Below are 17,907 nucleotides of genomic sequence, written 5' to 3'. Positions count from 1 at the left end.
TTCAACGGTCAAATAAAAGCCTTTGGAGGAGGCTTTTATAAATTCTCAATATTATTGCGACGTTTATTTTTAAGGTTTTTGTAAAAAGTAGGAGTTAATCCGGTCACTTTTTTAAATTGATTGGATAAGTGAGCAGCACTACTATAATGTAATTTGTAGGAAATTTCGGCAAGGTTCAATTCATCATAAAGAATTAATTCTTTAACTTTTTCTATTTTATGTATAATAATAAAATGTTCTATCGTAATACCTTCAGCCTCCGAAAATAAATTGGCTAGATAAGTGTAGTTGTTATTTAATTTTTTACTCAGATAATCAGAAAAGTTTACTTTTAATTCTTCTCTAGAGTGATGTATAAGTTCTATAATTATAGTTTTTATTTGTTCTATCTGGATTGCCTTTTTATCATCCATCAATTCAAGTCCCGATTTCAATAGTATTGTACGAAGCTGCTCTTGCTGTTCAATTGAAATTTTCTCTAAAGTCTCTATTTCGCCTAACTGAACGCTAGAATATTTGATTCCAATCTCCTCAAGATTGGATTTCACCATCATTATACAACGGCGACTAACCATATATTTGATATATATCTTCATTGGAGTGTTTATTTGATTGTAATATGCTGATTTATTAAGGCTTATTTGAAGGAGGATATAAAATATATTGTTTTATATTCTAAATGAGTACAAAAAACGGGTAAGTAATTACACCTACCCGTTTGAAATTATACATCAGTTCGTTTGATTAGTAACGATTTCCACCACGGTTGTTATAACCTCCGCTAGCTCTATCCGTTTTAGGACGAGCAATAGTTACAGTGATCGTCTTGCCTTCATAATCAGCATTGTTTAGCTCATCGATAGCTTTTTGGCCTTCTGCATCATCAGGCATTTCAACAAAGCCGAATCCACGCGATCTTCCAGTTTCTCTGTCTGTAATAATCTTAGTAGATTCTACTTCGCCATAGGCTGTAAATAATTCTTGCAAACTCTCGCTTGTTGTGCTAAAGTTTAGATTCGATACGTAAATGTTCATTCTTTTTATTATTAATTATTATTGGAGACATCCTTATTGGTTAGGCCGATCCTTACAGCATTCATCATGCCTCTTAGACCACTTTTCAAATTGGATGTTACCATATTATTGCTAAAATATCTTTGTTTATATAGAAATAGCTGTTCTGCGATTTATATCTTTGATTTATGCAATCTGATATATTTATCCACTCGGGCATCTATTTCCTCCTGAGACAAATGCGCCGGCAGTTCAATTGTTGTCCTTTCGCTAATTATGACATGAATAACAGACCCATTTTTTTCCTTTACATTTTTCAATACAGATTCAGCCTGCTGAGTGGCCGAAGTTCTTTCAGAGCGAGTTATCTCTCCCTCTTTCCTGTTTATCGAAGAGCTTTGTTTTGCTGCCATTTTTGTTTTTTTAAAATCTGCCTTTTCTATTTTTACAAATACGAAAGAGTTGTTCAATAGCTATCATTTCATCTGTTTTTCAGAAACCATATCTTTATATATTTGAGCTATTCGCAATAAGCGGGATGAACGATCATTTTCCGAAATAACAGGGTGATCTTTAAGTATAGTTATAATTTTTTTTCTTAATAGAACTAATAACAAGAGGTCTGAAGATGTTTTATCTATTGTTATATTTATATTTCTTCTTGCTATATATTGGGTCAGTTTGTCATATTCATATTTTGCAACATCAATCAGAGTTTCCCCTTTAGTAAGGAGCTCAGAGATAATTGTTTCGGGAGAATCCAATTTTAAGTTTAAAAACTCATCGTATAATAACCCCGCATTATTTGCAAATAGTTCTCCAACATTCAGTAATTCTCCCATTCTCACAGTAAAATCATGTACATCGACAAACTCACCTTCCTGAAGTTTCAATCTTTCATTTGTAGCTTCCAATAACCGTTGAATAGTTATATCTCCCGATTTTGTTATAAGCCCTAACTGATCGATCAAAAGCTTTTCATCTTTTGATAAATTTCCTTTCCGGGGCTTATATTGCAAGTCATGTTCAATTTCATTATATACATGTGACAATAGGCTGCAAACCTGAATTTCACACGTCGTATTTTTTAAATTAAGATTATCGATAAGATATTCGGAAGGTAAAGCTACCTGACAGTGAGTCGCTTTATAGTATTTGCCATTATCGCCATTCTTGTCTTTAACTTCAATTCTGATTTTATCATTACCCTTACCAATAAAAGTTCGCCGAATCTCCTCTACGACTTTCGGCCTGTCTGTTTCCTGATAAGTTATAATACGCACACCTGCAAGGTCGCTAATTCCATCAAATACACTGTTTACAGTTTGGTATTTGCTGCTTTTCCTTAATTTCTCTGTCAGACTTGTCGGACTTTTAGCTCTGTGTTGAACAGTAGCTCTGACAGTCAGATTCTTTTCGACTATGATCTGGCATATATCAAAAACTATATCGGCCAGTTTTTTATAACGATCATATTCTCTGATGTATCTTTTGACGGTTTCTTCTATCAAATTATCATCCATGAGATAGAACTATTGCTGATAATGCTACTTTTTCTGCTATAGCAAATTCTTCTTTCAATTTGCACACAACTTCTTTAACGCTACTTATTTTCTGGGCCAGATGAGCATTTATTCCGGCAAAAGCATATCCTTTTTTCATATCGCCTTTAGATGCATTGAATAATGCTTTCATTATACAATAGGGGCTCTTAGTATAGTCACAAGTTTTTATACAATGTACCGGACAGTTTTTAGGAACTTCTAATCCTTCGGCAACACGTTTGAGAAATTCTCCTTTGATGGCACGCCCGGGCATCCCTACGGGACTGTTGATTATCATTAAGTCGTCTTCTTTAGCTGTAAGATAGACCTGCTTGAAGGCTTCTGAAGCATCGCATTCCTCTGTAGTAACAAATATTGTTCCCATCTGTACAGCTGATGCTCCCATTTCGATAAAACGGTATATATCCCCTCCTGAAGATATCCCACCTGCGGCAATAACTGATATCGTTTTTATTTCTTTATATGAAGCTACCGTTTTTATAACTTCTGGAATTATTTGTTCAAGAGAATACTGCTCATCATCAAGTTGGTCTCTTTTAAATCCTAAATGCCCTCCGGCTTTTGGTCCCTCTACAACTATCGCATCCGGCAAATAACTGTAGTTATTATACCATTTCTCACAAATTATCTTTGCGGCACGGGATGAGGAAACAATAGGCACTAATTTAGTTTTGCTATCGGCAGTTTGATAGGATGGTAAATCCAACGGAAGGCCTGCACCTGCAAATATTATATCTGCTTTTTCAGCGATGGCGGTACGTGCCATATCTGCAAAATTAGATAAGGCAACCATTATATTGACACCAATTATACCTTTTGTCTTTTCTCTGGCTAAACGCAATTCTTCTTTCAGTCCCCAAATACTATTCTTTATGAAATTTCCGTGACCTTTATGAATGAGGCCTAAACCAGCACATGATATAACACCTATACCTCCTTCATTAGCCATCGCCGATGCTAAACCGGATAAAGACACACCTACACCCATTCCACCTTGGACAACCGGAAGTTTTACTTCCATATTCCCTATAAAAAATGATTTCATCTTATTTACAAAAATGTGTCATGATCAACCGCATTATAGGCTCTCATAACTGATTAATACTATAAACAAGCGAGTTGATTTTGTTGTCGATTTTGACGATGGGAAGATCCGCAAACAGAGGCGGAGCAAATCATTGTGAAGAAAAGATACAATAAAAACTATATTGTTAGACATGTAAGATACGGAAACAAATCGACTTATTTGTTGTTTTGTAATATCTTATTAAAATATTTTCATTTTTTTATTTATAACTTTAGCATAAACATTGATATATTCGATCATTTTAGTAATACTCTCAACCTGAATCTCGCTGAAAGTAATAAAATTCTGAAATAATAAGGGAGCATATGAAAGTATATATTCGTAGAAAACCCCAAAAGACATGCAGAATACTTTTTGAAGAAATGGAAATTGTATAGAAATGCTTGTTCATATACAACAGAATTCTTATCTATAGTTTGCGATCAACTTCTTCAAGTGAAAATTAGAAAAAAGTACAGAAAAAGAAACATTAGAATAAAGCATTTTATATCTTTGCAAAAGATAAGTCGCTCTTTGTATAGTGAGGAAATTAAGCATATCTAAGAACTAAGCTGGTTTCTAAATCGTTACCTGTCGAAAGGCGAATACTACGTAATCGATTGATTAATAGATAACAATGGGCTTTATTATGTCTTGCTACATGGGTGCTAAGCTTCTTTGTTATTCCGCACGAATCGGCAATTTCCTTCAAATAAGAATTCATACGTTGATTAGTAGGTACAGGAAACAATACATTTTTTTCAATACAATCAGGATGGTTCGCATATTTATCTATAAGCATCTTTGCTGCTGTTATTAAAGGAATGTTACACATGTTATTCGTTTTCTGCCTATTCTTGCGAATCCATAATGAGCCGTTGTTGTCCTTTACCAAATGCTCAGACTTTAATTGCTCAATATCCGAGAATGCCAATCCCGTAAAACATTGAAACAGAAAAATATCTTTGACTGTGCTTAGTCTTTCAATAGAGAAATCCTTCTGAATAATAGAATTCAATTCTTCTTGTGTCAGAAACTCAATATTTGTTTCCTCGAACTTGAATCGGAAAGTCATAAAAGGGTCTTTCTGAATCCAGTCATTAGAATACGCTATACGCATAATCTTTTTTACCTGCTTCAGTCGAGTGATAGCGGTGTTTTGGGCGCAATTCTTCTCCGTCTTTAAAAAGGTATCGAATTTTTGAATGAAGGGTAGATCAATATCCTTTAAATTGATATCTGACTTCTTGTACTCTTTCTTTAGGAACTCTTTCAAATATCTTACTGTACCCTCAAAGCGGATTATAGTCTTTTGAGCATAACCTTTACCTTGTAATTGCTTTATCTCTTTATTATGCTCCTCAAAAACGTCAATAAGGGTTTTGTGTTTCTCTTCAACACCACAAAAGCGATTACATATTTCTTTTGCGGATATTTCGAGGTTGTCGGCTTCGAGTTGCCTGTGGATATTCTGAATTTTAGCTCTGACCGTATCAATATACATATTGATCTCAGTTGATAGTTTGTCCTTGGTTTTTAGTTTTCCTTTGGCCTGATCCCAATTCTCTACTAATGCACTTCTTCGGACAAACATTTCGCAGAATCGCTTATCTACAGTGATTCTCATGGCAATAGGGGCTTCTCCGTTTGCTTTGATTTTATTCTTTTTGAGAAAGAATAAAACATGAAAGGATTTTTGTTTCATTTTACTACTTTTTTGTGGTTAAAATTACGTTTAAACCATCAAGTAGTCATAAGGTAAGTTGCTGACAAATAATGACTAATGCTCAAAATCGTGGACCATTTTTCGCACGCTTGCTTGTCCACGATTTAGGCATGTATATACTGTCGTAAATTGCCCTTTTCTGTCTATTTGGTCAAAAGAAAAAACCTTGACTTTCTACTGAAAATCAAGGTTTTACTTCTTTTTGCATCATTTGCTAGTGATCCCGCTGGGGCTCGAACCCAGGACCCCATCATTAAAAGTGATGTGCTCTACCTGCTGAGCTACGGAATCTCCCTGTTGCTTTATCAAAGCGAGTGCAAAGGTAGTTGAAAATATTTATTTACCAAATAAATGGAATAAAAAATTCCCTACATTCCTTCAATTCGCTATTCTTCATCATTATACTTGATAGATAATAATCTGAAAAATAATACACTATACACAATGATGGGAAAATGTTAATATTTCAAATTTTTGAATAGAGTTCTTGCCTCACGAGCTTTATTCAGATAAATTATCAAAGTATCTCTATCAAATAAGTTCGGATTTTGTGGAATATAAATAAGCTGAAACAATGAAAGAAGCTCCTTATCGGTAAACTGATCGAGTATTTCATTGAAATGCTCATTATCGTCCATCTCAAAATAGAGCAAAGCCAATCGCTCTTTCACCGCCAGATTATTAGGATCGAGATCTAACAGCTTTTCTGTATAATAAGCAGCCTTCTCATAATCCTCTTCCTTGATGCTAACCAGAGCTAGCCTGTCGGTCAGGTGAAAGTTTTCGTTATCCTCAGTATAGATATTTAAATAATACTCTCTTGCCTTGTCATAGCGCTCTTGCTTAAACTCAATCTCCCCTGCTATCATATTCAGGTCAAAAAAATCAGGGTTTGAGGCCAGTGCCTTCTGCACTATCTGTGAAGCCTTATTATATTCTTTCTGTTGTAGAAAAACGTATGCCTTTCTCGAAATAGATTCGGAAGTCTCTCCATTCAGCTTTTCATATTCTTCGAGAGCCGACAAAGCTTCGTCAAACATATCAAGAGACTGATAGCATTCTGCCAATAGAAAATGTATAGAGCTATCCCCTGAACTCGTTTGCAGCAGTTCATTAAAGATCTCAATCGCCTCTTCAGCCCTTCCGGCCAATGATAAACAGTGTGCTTTTAACTTCAGTACATTGTCATCCGAGTCGTTAATGGTAAGAGCAAAGTCAAATGCGTCTATCGCCCTCTCAAACTCCTCTCTGAGGGAATATAGCTTTCCCAGATTAACCCAAGCTTCATACGTATAGGGCTCAATATCCAGAATTTTATTTGTAGTCTCTATTGCTGCATCAAAATTGTCGAGCATTTCGTATGAATAGGCCAGATCAGACAATACATCTGTATTTTCGGGATTATGCTTCAGGCTCTCTTCAAAGTAAGAAACAGCCTCCTTAAAACAGTCAGCCTCAACATGGAGAAAACCCAGCTCGGCGAAGATCGTTTCAGGATCTTCATCCTCTTCTTTGTCTAGCATTTCTTCGGTCAGCTTATATGCTTCCATATAAAGCTCGAGTTGGAGGTAGCATTCTATTTTAAGCAGATACAGATCAAAGTCATATTCCGATGACGACATATTTATGATCTCTAAAGCTTCCGTATATTTACCGTCGTAGACCGCAAACTTAGCCTTCTTCACCAGCAAAGAACTATTAGCCGGATGTATGGTAAGCCCGGCATCAACAATCCTCCTTGCTGCATCTGTTTTGTCTAGAGAATCATAGTATTCCGCCAGTTCGTCAAATTCGTCTGCATCAAGATAAATAGGCTTGCCCGACTCTACCGACTGCTCATATTTTGTTACGAGTATTGATATATCTTTTTTCGACATTATTATAATTAATCCATAAAAGGCTACAAAGGTAACTCTTTTTTAGGTTGTTTCAGTGCAACTTGCAATATCAATCTTTAATCCACCTGGTTATAGTTAATGAATTTAAAACCAAAGCTTCTGCCATCGGGCTAATGTTCATATACCCCAAGACCTAACGCAATCCAATTATAACAAAAATATGGAATACACAAGCATTTTACTGATCACCCAAAAAGTGACACTTTTTACGATACTTCAAATTGCCACCTAAAAACAATTGCGTTCCATACGCCTGAAATATTTCCACAACGTAAAGAACGCAATACTATATAATAGATAAAATTAATTACTTATCTTTTGCCTTTGCCCAAGAATCTTTAAGAGACACAGTACGATTAAAGACCATATTCCCGGGAGTAGAATCTTTATCTACGCAGAAATAGCCTGTACGTTGAAACTGGAATTTATCCCCTTCCACCGCACTTTTGAGATAAGACTCCATCTTGCAGCCTTTAAGTACTTTTAATGAATCAGGGTTCAAAAGCTCTCTGAAATCTCTTCCATCATCAGCTGGATTTTCAACCATAAATAAGCGGTCGTATAAACGCACCTCAGCATCGAAAGAATCTTGAACGGAAACCCAATGTATAGTTCCTTTCACCTTGCGTCCGCTTTCGGGCATACCGCTTTTTGTGAGCTCATCATACTCAGCATATACCTCTATCACATTTCCTGCCTCATCCTTCTTACAGCCTGTGCATTTTACGATATAAGCATTTTTCAAACGCACTTCATTACCCGGCGTAAGACGGAAATATTTCTTAGGAGCATCTTCCATAAAGTCGTCACGCTCTATATACAGTTCACGAGAGAACAAGATATCATGACTTCCCGAGTTTTCATCTTCAGGATTGTTCTGAGCCACCATCACTTCTGTCTTATCCTCAGGATAGTTTGTAATCACAAGCTTAACAGGGTCAAGAATAGCTGATACACGAGTCGTTTTTTTATTGAGGTCTTCTCGTATAGCAAACTCAAACAAGCCAATATCGTTAACACCATCATACTTCGTATAACCTATCTTATCCATTAGTATACAAATAGACTCAGGAGTATATCCTCTTCGGCGGAATCCGGTAATGGTAGGCATACGAGGATCGTCCCAACCGCTAAGAATACCTTCTTCTACCATCGCTCGCAAATTGCGCTTACTAAGCAAAGTATATGTAAATTGCAATTTATTGAATTCATATTGATGAGGGCGATAGCTGTCTGTTGCCAACTGATCTATAAACCAATCGTAAAGTGGACGATGAGGTACAAACTCAAGCGTACACAACGAATGAGTCACACCTTCGAAATAATCGCATTGTCCGTGTGCAAAATCATACATTGGATAAGCCTTCCATGTAGTTCCGGTACGATGATGCGGACGATTGATAATACGATATATGATAGGGTCTCTAAAATGCATATTCGAAGCAGCCATATCTATCTTAGCACGAAGTACCATACTTCCTTCTTCAAAAACACCTTCGTTCATCTTTTGAAATAAATCGAGGCTCTCCTCAATAGGACGGTCACGATATGGGCTGGCAACTCCGGGTTCGGTAGGAGTTCCTTTTTGCTTCGCTATTTCTTCGGCCGATTGTTCGTCTATATAAGCTTTTCCTTCTTTTATCAATTGTACTGCAAAATCCCATAACTGAGGGAAATAATCGGATGCATAATATACATTTGCCCAGTCATATCCCAACCAGTGTATATCGTCCATGATAGAATCTACATATTCTACTTCTTCTTTTACAGGATTGGTATCATCAAACCGAAGGTTACATACTCCTCCATACTGCTGTGCTATACCAAAGTCTATGCAGATAGCTTTTGCGTGCCCGATATGTAAATATCCATTCGGTTCGGGCGGAAAACGAGTCTGTACACGGCTGTCATTTTTACCTTCTTTCAGGTCATTCTCAACAATAGCCTCTATAAAATTAAGACTCTTCTTAGGTTCTTCCGTATTCAACGTATTTTCAGACATATAAGTATAGGATTTTATTTATTCCCAGATTAGTTTGCTTTTGTTTCTTCTGTAAGGTACTTGTAATATGCTTGCAGAAATTCCTCATTTTTATCCGTGCCCTTGTATTCAGATATGATTTCTTGAGCTTCCATATATAATTTTTCCGCCTTTTCCAAATCAAGTTCTTTTACATATTTCAAGGATTCTTTATTCAGTTCGGCCGCTTTTTTTGCGTCACTATCCAATGACGAACAGGAGGCGAACATAAATAAAATAAAAATAAAAGACACAAAATGTTTCATTTCATAAAAAAATTAAGATACAAAGATATGTTTTTTTGGATTATGAGTTGTAAGTTGTGAGTTATAAGTTGAAGGTTATGCATTTTGCACTTTCAGATAGATTCTTTTTTGAGGATTAAGAGCTTAATTGGGGTCTGTTCAAATTTTAGTCAATGAAGAATATTAAAATCTTGAAGCGAAAACAGTGACAATATTATATCTTTGTCTTAAGTTAGTTATTCGTCAAAACATTAACGCGTATGATCTTACGGAAGATAAATGTTCCCGCAAAATCATAAACAAGAGATATGAATAGAAGAAGCTTTTTAAATGTAGGGATTGGTTTGTCTTTGGTTTCGCTGCTTCCCTACAAATTGGCAGCAAGAAACGAATCATACAAAGCAACGAATAAAGTTATAAAACCCGCCAGATTAAACCTCGGCGATAAAGTCGGGCTGATGGCTCCGGCTTGGCTGTTAAGCGAAAGCGGGTTGCAATCATCCATAGAGAATATAAGGCAACTTGGCTTTGAGCCGGTATATTCAGAAAAGATCCTCGACCAGTATGGCTATTTTAGTGGAACGGACAAAGAAAGAGCCGAGGAATTTAACAATATGATTAAAAATCCTGAAATAAAAGGAATAATCTTTGCTGCCGGAGGATATGGTTGTGCCCGAATTCTTGATATGGTAGACTACAACCTAATTAAGAAGAACCCGAAGCTTATTATGGGATTTAGCGACGATACGGCCCTCATCAATTCGATATATAAAAAGACAGGACTGATAACATTTCATGGCCCTGTAGCTAAGCTACTGGATAACCATTATTCGAGAAAACAATTCAAAGATATTGCAGTTAATCCGACCGACAGATATACAATAGTAAGTGCACCGGAAGATCTCCTGAAAGCGGAAGAAGAGAAGATATACGAACGATACACAATAAATCACGGCAAGGCGAAAGGGGAACTAACAGGGGGCAATCTGACTCTCATCTGTTCTATGATAGGAACTCCTTATCAAATAGGCTTAAAAAACAAAATCGTGATGATTGAAGACGTTGGAGAAGAACCATACAGAATTGACAGAATGCTGACCCAACTGATAGCTACAGGAGAATTAACTAAAGCTGCCGGAATTGCAATCGGAGTTAATAAAGATTGTGACAAATCAGAAAAGTCAACCGCTCCAAATTCATTTACGCTCAGGGAAGTAATCGAGGATCGGATTAAGCCATTAAATATTCCGGCAGTGCATGGATTATCATTTGGACACATCGATAATAACTTTACTTTCCCGATCGGAATAAAAGCAGAACTGGATGCAACGAATATGACAGTAAAACTACTCGAAAGATCTGTTATTTAAGAAACTCGTTCATCTATTTTTATAAAAGTTTCGTTGAGATCAGAGGACTATATAGTTGCAAACGACATGTTTTTTGTATCTTTAACGCTCAATTAAAAAACACTGAAAATGAAAGGAAAAATTCTTGTTACGGGTGGTGCCGGATATATTGGCTCTCATACTGTAGTAGAGTTACAAAACGCAGGTTACTCTGTCGTTATTATTGATGACTTATCTAATTCGACAGCAGATTCCATTGATGGCATTGAACGCATAACAGGCATACGTCCTATTTTTGAAAAACTAGACTGCAACGATATTGAGGGTTTGAGAAAATTGTTTACTGCTCATTCGGATATAAATGGTATTATACACTTTGCCGCCAGTAAGGCTGTAGGCGAATCAGTTCAAAAGCCACTACTATACTATAGAAACAACCTGAATTCGTTGATCAATCTACTCGATCTGATGCCTGAATTTGGTATCAAAAACATTGTATTCTCATCTTCGTGTACCGTATACGGCGAGCCGGACAAGAATCCGATAGACGAAACAGCCCCGGTGAAACCTGCGGAATCGCCTTATGGGAATACCAAACAAATAAATGAAGAAATAATAAAGGATGTAGTACGCTCGGGTGCTGATATAAAAAGTACGATACTACGCTACTTTAACCCGATAGGTGCGCATCCATCGACAGAAATAGGGGAGCTTCCAAACGGAGTCCCTCAAAACCTAGTGCCTTATATCACTCAAACTGCAATAGGAGTACGTCAACAGTTAAGTGTATTTGGCGACGACTACGACACTCCTGACGGTTCATGCATTCGCGACTTTATCAATGTTGTAGATCTGGCAAAAGCGCACGTGATAGCAATAGATCGTATGACAGGAAAGAAATCACTGGAAAAGGTTGAAATATTTAATCTCGGTACAGGTGTCGGGGTTTCTGTCCTAGAGCTTATCAAAGTATTTGAACAGGTGTCGGGCGTGAAATTAAACTATAAAATAGTAGGTCGCCGTGAAGGTGATATAGAAAAGATATGGGCCGACCCAAAACGTGCAAATACCGTACTGGGATGGACTGCCAAAGAAAACATAGAAGACACGATGAAGTCAGCATGGAATTGGCAACTGAAGCTAAGAGAAAAAGGAATTATGTAATCGCTTCAATATACAATACAAAAAGCAGCTGACTAATCAGCTGCTTTTCTATTAATATCCTTTTTGATAAACATTTCCTTTACGCTAAAAGATCGCTATATTCTTGATGTTTTTGTATATATACTTTTGTATAAGGACATACAGGATGAACTTTCAGTCCGTTTTCGCGAACATAGTCTAACAGATATTTAGTCAGTGCTGCTGCAATACCCCTACCTTCGAGCTCTTTTGGAACTTCGGTGTGAGTCACCACATAAACTCCGTCATTTACACGATAGTCCACAAGAGCGATCTGACCTTCTACTACTGTCTCAAAACGATTCTTGAGTTCATTATGCTTAATATTATATTCCATATTTCCACTTGTTTGGTTACAAAGTATAAACAATCTAACCTTCTGTTTAGTTCCCTCCAAAATTGAACACCAAAGGTATATAGGACGGAGAAGTGATAGGAACGCTACCAATAAGGAATGTTGGTTTCAACTGTACAAAGACTTTCGATTCTTTATTTCCTATACCGATAAAATTTTTAGCAATATTCACAACCGCATCTTTAGAGTTGTTCTTCATCAAAGTTGCCAGGTCTACACCTATTGCAATAGGCAGGGTTTTGGTTTGTCCTGCTTCAACACTCAATGCTTGATTCAGAGAGCCGGTAGTAAGCTGAATATCGTCAACACTTATTATGTACTGCAAGCCATTCATCATAGCAGCAGATGAATTCGGATTTTTCACATCCAGATTTAATGTAAAATTCAAAGGAATAGACGAAGCATTCCCACTCAAGATAGAGGTTACTTTTGGTATAGAGGTTACGGACAATCCATTCGATAAATTAACACCCGAAACAGTCAAACCCGAGATTGATTTATAGTTATACTCGCAGTTTATCATGTTATATGTACCCGACAAACTCTTTTGAACACTATCACAACTAATAAATATAGCCATGATGACAAGTAGTGATAAGATTTTCTTCTTCATATTTTAGTCTGTAATTATTACATTTTTTCGAAATTACTTTATAGTGACCATTGTTGCTCCATAACCGTATTCACGGAAAGAAGCATCTTGATAATATGCTGATTTATATTTTGAGCTTAATTCTTTCAATATAGCGTTCTTTAGTATACCATCACCTTTACCGTGTATGAATACAATCTTCTGCCCTTTGTTACGCTTATTCTCATCCATCACCTCTTTGAATTTATTGATTTGATACTCAAGAATATCAGAAGAAGACAAACCCTGAGTATTATCGATTAATTCATCCGCATGTAAATCAACCTCAATGATCGGACTTTTTTCTTTTTTTACGATTGGTTGTATGCGAGGTCGTTGCGAGACTTCTTTCTCATGCATAGCAGAAGCTATTTCTTCGGGAGAAATAATGAACTCTTTTTCTGCCAAATCGCGACGAACAATAGAATACAGCATAGCATCATCTTCGAAATAGTCATTTTCTTTGAAGCTATGAAGCCTGTAAAACTTAACTGTATCAATCCGAAGTTCAACCGAATATGTATTTTTTAAAGAATAAGGCTTCCCTTTTTTATAGGCAAAAAACTGTAAACAAACCTTCTCTATATCATTCAACTCTGTCTTCTCAAATTCTTCGAGAAAGAGTTTCGTGTTAGGCTCAATAATCCCTGTAGCTCTACTAACCCATCCTGCTTCAGCCCGACCCATATAGTTGTACGACAAATAATAATTGCTATCATTGATAAGATAACACTCAAAGTTTGTACTACTAAGGCTCTTTATATTCACAGGCAGATAAGCAAGATTGACAGTCAACAGCTCTCCTTCTTTTGTCTCCTCGGGCTTATACTCCTCTTCTTGCTTTATCGTTGAAGTTTGCTGCACAAACGTCTGCTGAGAAGGCTTGGTTGATTGTCTTACCTGCATATCGTTTGCAGGCTCTATCAAGACCGTCTCGCGAATAAGAACGGGAATATCAAACCCTTCCTCATCTTCTACCAACACAATATCTTTTCCCTGAAATCCCCGTACAACACCACCACCTGTAGTATTGAGGAAACGAACTTTATCTCCGATCTTCATAAATCTTAATTATTCTTTTTTAAGCTATTATTCAGCTTTTTTATTCACACAAAGTTCCTTATTTTTGTCGGATAAAAAAAGTAATAAGTGGAAATATCCAACCCTCAAAAAATACATATTCAAGATTATAATTATAATCTTCCGGATGAGCGTATTGCCAAATATCCCCTGACTAAACGGGATAATTCAAAACTTCTTGTATATAAGAACGAGAAAATAACCGATACTGTTTTCAGTAACTTAAATAATTTTCTGCCCGAAAATAGCCTTATGGTATTCAACAATACCAAAGTAATACAAGCAAGGCTTCATTTTCAGAAAACAACCGGAGCTCAGATAGAGATATTCTGTCTCGAACCGTATATGCCGAACGACTATCAGCTCAATTTTCAACAAACAGTAAAATGTTCATGGGTATGCTTGATCGGTAACCTAAAGAAGTGGAAAGAAGGAAGCCTTACCCGGCAAATAAAGGTAAACGAGCAAATTGTAAATTTCACGGCTACCCGTACAAAATCTCATGGTGACGCTCACGTTATAGACTTCGAGTGGGATAATCAAGGAGTGACATTTTCGGAGCTGCTTGATGCTGTGGGAGAATTACCAATTCCACCATACTTAAACAGGGCAACGGAAGAACAAGACAAACAAACATATCAGACCGTATATTCCAAAATAGACGGATCTGTTGCCGCACCTACAGCAGGACTTCATTTTACGCCCGAAGTCATGAAGTCATTGAAGGAGCAGGGCATGAAACTGGCAGAGGTTACTCTCCATGTAGGAGCCGGAACTTTTCGCCCGGTAAAATCGGATGAAATAGGAGATCATGTAATGCACTCTGAATTTATATCCGTACAAAAGAGTTTCATTGAAGAGCTAATAAGATTCGAAGGAAAAGTAATTGCAGTAGGCACAACATCCGTTCGCACACTGGAAAGCCTCTACTATATCGGAGTATCACTCGAAAACCAGAAGCAGTCACATCTGCACGTATCACAATGGATGCCTTACAATGATTCGAACAACAGGCTATCAAAAAAGGATGCTTTAAAAAATATCTTAGCATATTTAGAGGCGAATTCGCTAAGCACGTTGATTGCAGATACTCAAATTATTATTGCACCCGGCTATGAGTTCAAAATAGTAGATGGCATAGTAACGAACTTCCATCAACCTCAAAGTACACTCTTGTTGTTAGTATCAGCATTTTTAGGCAACAATAATTGGAAAAATATATATGAACATGCTCTCTCCTCTGATTATCGTTTTCTAAGTTATGGGGATAGTTCTTTATTATTAAAAGATTAACATAAACTAAAGAATAAAATTTATGAAAAAGAAAAGTACATATATTATTCTGGCCATTCTTGTTATAGGTTTATTCTTTTATGGATACCGGATTTTTAGCACCGGATTCAATATAGATAAAACTGTATATCTATATATCGATGATGACAAAGATTATAATACATTGCACCAAGAGATAAAGGATAGTGCAAAAATAAAAAGCATCTCAAACTTTGACATACTCGCTCTTTTATTAGATTATAAATCGAATATAAGAAGCGGACGCTATGCTGTAACGCCGGACATGAGTGTATATGATTTAATAAAGGACTTACGGAGTGGGCATCAGGCTCCGGTAAAACTTAAATTTAACAATATACGGACAAAGGAAGATCTAGCTCAACGCATCTCAGAGCAGCTAATGATAAATAAAGAGACTTTACTCAATACACTGGAAGATTCTACTAAATGCAAAGAACTCGGATTTAAACCTCAAACTGTAGTGGCCATGTTTATACCCAACACGTACGAATATTACTGGGATGTAACCATCGATAATTTTCTACAGCGAATGAAGAAAGAATATGAAAAATTTTGGACCAAAGATCGTTTAGAAAAGGCAAAAGAAATAGGGCTGACTCCTGTTGAGGTTTCTACGCTTGCTTCTATTGTGGAAGAAGAATGTACATATTCGGATGAATACCCTAAAGTTGCAGGTCTATATATGAATCGGTTACACATCGGGCAAGTATTGCAAGCAGACCCTACTGTGAAGTTTGCTGTTGGCGATTTTAGTCTACGTCGTATTTTAAATGTGCATACCGAAATTGATTCTCCATATAATACCTATAGAGTAAAAGGATTGCCTCCGGGCCCTATTCGTATTCCATCCATCAAAGGGATAGATGCTGTACTAAACTATACAAAACATGATTATCTGTACATGTGTGCAAAAGAAGACTTTTCAGGATATCATAATTTTGCGGCAAATTATCAGGAGCATTTAAGAAACAGGTCTTTATATATCAAGGCTTTGGATGCTAGAGGAATTAAATAATGAATGATTAGAAAGCATTCTGATCCCCTTTAAAGACATTTGCAATGGTCAGATAAATAATTTTCAGATCGAGGAAAAATGTCCAGTTTTCGAGATACCAAACATCTCTAATCACACGACCTTCCATTTCCTCAACCGTTCTGGTCTCGCCTCTATATCCTGTAACTTGCGCCCACCCCGTAATGCCGGGTTTCACCAAATGGCGTACCATAAATTTATCGATAATGGAAGAGTAAAGCTCGGTATGCTTAAGCATGTGTGGGCGTGGACCTACAACTGACATATCATTTTTTAGGACATTGATAAATTGAGGAAATTCATCTATACTTGTTTTCCGCATGAAAGCGCCTATTTTTGTCACGCGCGGATCTCCTGAAGTAGCCTGTAGTTTGTCTGCTTCCTTATTCGGTCGCATAGACCTGAATTTATAACAGTTGAAAACTCTGCCTCCTTTTCCTGTTCTTTTCTGCTTAAAGAAGACCGGCCCCTTGGATGTTGCCTTGATTATTGTTCCAAATATGATATAGACAATAGGAAATATTGTAAGGAGGACAAATACAGAAAGAATAAGATCAAAAGACCGTTTTACCAATCTATTAGAAAAATGCTGCAAAGGCTCGTTTCTAAGACTAAGAATTGGAGTAGACTCTAAGAACGTTAGAGCAAAACGCCGCTTTATATATTTATGAAACTCAGGAACTAAATGGAAACGAATCATATTCTTTTCAGAATAAGTAATTAGATCCACTATCGTCTCTTCCTTGTTATTAGGTAAGGTACAGAAGATTTCATCAATCTTCACCTGCTGAACATATGCCCTCACTTCAGACACTTTGCCTAAATAATTTGGCAGTACATCTTTCTTATCAGGATTATCATCAAAGAAACCCATTACTTTATATCCAAAGTCACTAAATAAAAGAGACTCATGTATTTTTATCCCATTCGTACCGCCTCCAATTATAACAACCTGCCTATAATTATAGCCTTTTCTACGATAATACTTTAGGGCTATTCTGAAAATAATATGCCAAATGATAAACGATGTAGCGAGGATAAAGAAGCCGATAATCCATGGCATAACAGGGATAGAAACCACATTGAATACAGAAAATCCGGTAGTAACCAAGAATGCATATAGCGCAATGAATATAGTAGATTTCTGCGCGATATTATCTAGATATATAACATTGGTTGCAATCTGAACATTCACAAAAGAAGCTACAAAAAAATAGCATAAGTTTATAAGCAAAAATGCGATCATGAACTCTTCGGAATACACAGTTGTCATATGTATCGGCTCATGGTAGATATAGAATGCTGTTAAAAAAAATATGTTGATAAGAAGTAAATCGCCAATGCGAATTATCCAATCAATCATAAATCCATATCCGTCTTTTCCTTCTGTTACATTCATAGCAGTATACAAATATAAAGATGCAAATAT

The 17,907-nt window shown here is 36.5% G+C and carries 17 protein-coding genes and 1 tRNA gene; 4 read left to right on the top strand and 14 right to left on the bottom strand.

What is annotated here, in order from left to right:
• Positions 1 to 35: 35 nt before the first annotated feature.
• The 10 genes from B3P17_RS08070 to B3P17_RS08025 all read right to left on the bottom strand — a co-directional run bounded on the left by B3P17_RS08070 (position 36) and on the right by B3P17_RS08025 (position 9,555).
• Positions 36 to 596, bottom strand: coding sequence for a helix-turn-helix domain-containing protein (locus tag B3P17_RS08070; RefSeq protein WP_288210247.1), 561 nt, complete (start codon positions 594 to 596; stop codon positions 36 to 38).
• 148 nt (positions 597 to 744) lie between these two features.
• Positions 745 to 1,035, bottom strand: a complete 291-nt coding sequence (locus tag B3P17_RS08065) for an RNA recognition motif domain-containing protein (protein ID WP_291104949.1) — start codon at positions 1,033 to 1,035, stop codon at positions 745 to 747.
• A 152-nt stretch (positions 1,036 to 1,187) separates the two neighbouring features.
• The gene (locus tag B3P17_RS08060) at positions 1,188 to 1,427 is read right to left on the bottom strand and encodes a hypothetical protein (RefSeq protein ID WP_006844264.1); all 240 of its coding nucleotides are present in this window, start codon (positions 1,425 to 1,427) and stop codon (positions 1,188 to 1,190) included.
• A 63-nt stretch (positions 1,428 to 1,490) separates the two neighbouring features.
• Positions 1,491 to 2,537, bottom strand: a complete 1,047-nt coding sequence (locus B3P17_RS08055) for a GTP pyrophosphokinase (RefSeq protein ID WP_006844265.1) — start codon at positions 2,535 to 2,537, stop codon at positions 1,491 to 1,493.
• The gene (locus B3P17_RS08050; RefSeq protein WP_006844266.1) at positions 2,530 to 3,624 is read right to left on the bottom strand and encodes an NAD(P)H-dependent flavin oxidoreductase; all 1,095 of its coding nucleotides are present in this window, start codon (positions 3,622 to 3,624) and stop codon (positions 2,530 to 2,532) included. Before B3P17_RS08050 ends, B3P17_RS08055 begins: the two co-directional genes overlap by 8 nt.
• A 571-nt stretch (positions 3,625 to 4,195) precedes the next feature.
• Positions 4,196 to 5,350: a site-specific integrase gene (locus B3P17_RS08045; RefSeq protein WP_291104941.1), complete on the bottom strand. Its 1,155-nt coding sequence runs from the start codon at positions 5,348 to 5,350 to the stop codon at positions 4,196 to 4,198.
• A gap of 239 nt (positions 5,351 to 5,589) precedes the next feature.
• Positions 5,590 to 5,662 (bottom strand) — tRNA-Lys (locus B3P17_RS08040).
• A gap of 167 nt (positions 5,663 to 5,829) precedes the next feature.
• Positions 5,830 to 7,248: a tetratricopeptide repeat protein gene (locus B3P17_RS08035; protein WP_252637741.1), complete on the bottom strand. Its 1,419-nt coding sequence runs from the start codon at positions 7,246 to 7,248 to the stop codon at positions 5,830 to 5,832.
• A gap of 328 nt (positions 7,249 to 7,576) precedes the next feature.
• Entirely contained in the window at positions 7,577 to 9,271 is a 1,695-nt protein-coding gene (locus tag B3P17_RS08030; protein WP_291104937.1) for a glutamine--tRNA ligase/YqeY domain fusion protein, read from the bottom strand.
• A gap of 29 nt (positions 9,272 to 9,300) precedes the next feature.
• The gene (locus B3P17_RS08025) at positions 9,301 to 9,555 is read right to left on the bottom strand and encodes a hypothetical protein (RefSeq protein ID WP_135105462.1); all 255 of its coding nucleotides are present in this window, start codon (positions 9,553 to 9,555) and stop codon (positions 9,301 to 9,303) included.
• A 287-nt stretch (positions 9,556 to 9,842) separates the two neighbouring features.
• Here B3P17_RS08025 and B3P17_RS08020 point away from each other — a divergent pair, with 287 nt between their 5' ends.
• Positions 9,843 to 10,904 (top strand): S66 peptidase family protein, encoded by a 1,062-nt coding sequence (locus B3P17_RS08020; protein ID WP_252637743.1) that lies wholly within the window; start codon positions 9,843 to 9,845, stop codon positions 10,902 to 10,904.
• Positions 10,905 to 11,012: 108 nt separating this feature from the next.
• The gene (gene galE, locus B3P17_RS08015; protein ID WP_252637744.1) at positions 11,013 to 12,047 is read left to right on the top strand and encodes a UDP-glucose 4-epimerase GalE; all 1,035 of its coding nucleotides are present in this window, start codon (positions 11,013 to 11,015) and stop codon (positions 12,045 to 12,047) included.
• 79 nt (positions 12,048 to 12,126) lie between these two features.
• On the opposite strand, the gene B3P17_RS08010 is transcribed toward galE, so the two are convergent.
• The 3 genes from B3P17_RS08010 to B3P17_RS08000 are packed head-to-tail and all read right to left on the bottom strand — an operon-like array spanning position 12,127 to position 14,113.
• A complete protein-coding gene (locus B3P17_RS08010; protein WP_252637745.1) occupies positions 12,127 to 12,402 on the bottom strand; it encodes a GNAT family N-acetyltransferase in 276 nt (91 codons plus the stop codon).
• Positions 12,403 to 12,448: 46 nt separating this feature from the next.
• The gene (locus B3P17_RS08005; RefSeq protein WP_291104930.1) at positions 12,449 to 13,033 is read right to left on the bottom strand and encodes an LEA type 2 family protein; all 585 of its coding nucleotides are present in this window, start codon (positions 13,031 to 13,033) and stop codon (positions 12,449 to 12,451) included.
• Positions 13,034 to 13,066: 33 nt separating this feature from the next.
• Entirely contained in the window at positions 13,067 to 14,113 is a 1,047-nt protein-coding gene (locus tag B3P17_RS08000) for a DUF2027 domain-containing protein (RefSeq protein ID WP_252637747.1), read from the bottom strand.
• 87 nt (positions 14,114 to 14,200) lie between these two features.
• Here B3P17_RS08000 and B3P17_RS07995 point away from each other — a divergent pair, with 87 nt between their 5' ends.
• Positions 14,201 to 15,424 (top strand): S-adenosylmethionine:tRNA ribosyltransferase-isomerase, encoded by a 1,224-nt coding sequence (locus B3P17_RS07995; RefSeq protein WP_252637748.1) that lies wholly within the window; start codon positions 14,201 to 14,203, stop codon positions 15,422 to 15,424.
• 22 nt (positions 15,425 to 15,446) lie between these two features.
• Complete coding sequence (gene mltG, locus B3P17_RS07990; RefSeq protein ID WP_252637749.1) at positions 15,447 to 16,460, top strand: endolytic transglycosylase MltG; 1,014 nt, start codon at positions 15,447 to 15,449, stop codon at positions 16,458 to 16,460.
• Between the two features lie 7 nt (positions 16,461 to 16,467).
• On the opposite strand, the gene B3P17_RS07985 is transcribed toward mltG, so the two are convergent.
• Complete coding sequence (locus B3P17_RS07985) at positions 16,468 to 17,877, bottom strand: undecaprenyl-phosphate glucose phosphotransferase (RefSeq protein ID WP_252637750.1); 1,410 nt, start codon at positions 17,875 to 17,877, stop codon at positions 16,468 to 16,470.
• Positions 17,878 to 17,907: the final 30 nt, after the last annotated feature.

It is taken from the genome of Dysgonomonas sp. UBA7630, from assembly GCF_002483985.1.
Lineage (GTDB): Bacteria > Bacteroidota > Bacteroidia > Bacteroidales > Dysgonomonadaceae > Dysgonomonas.
Note: the sequence above shows the minus strand (reverse complement) of the source record. Positions and strands in the feature narration are given on the sequence as shown.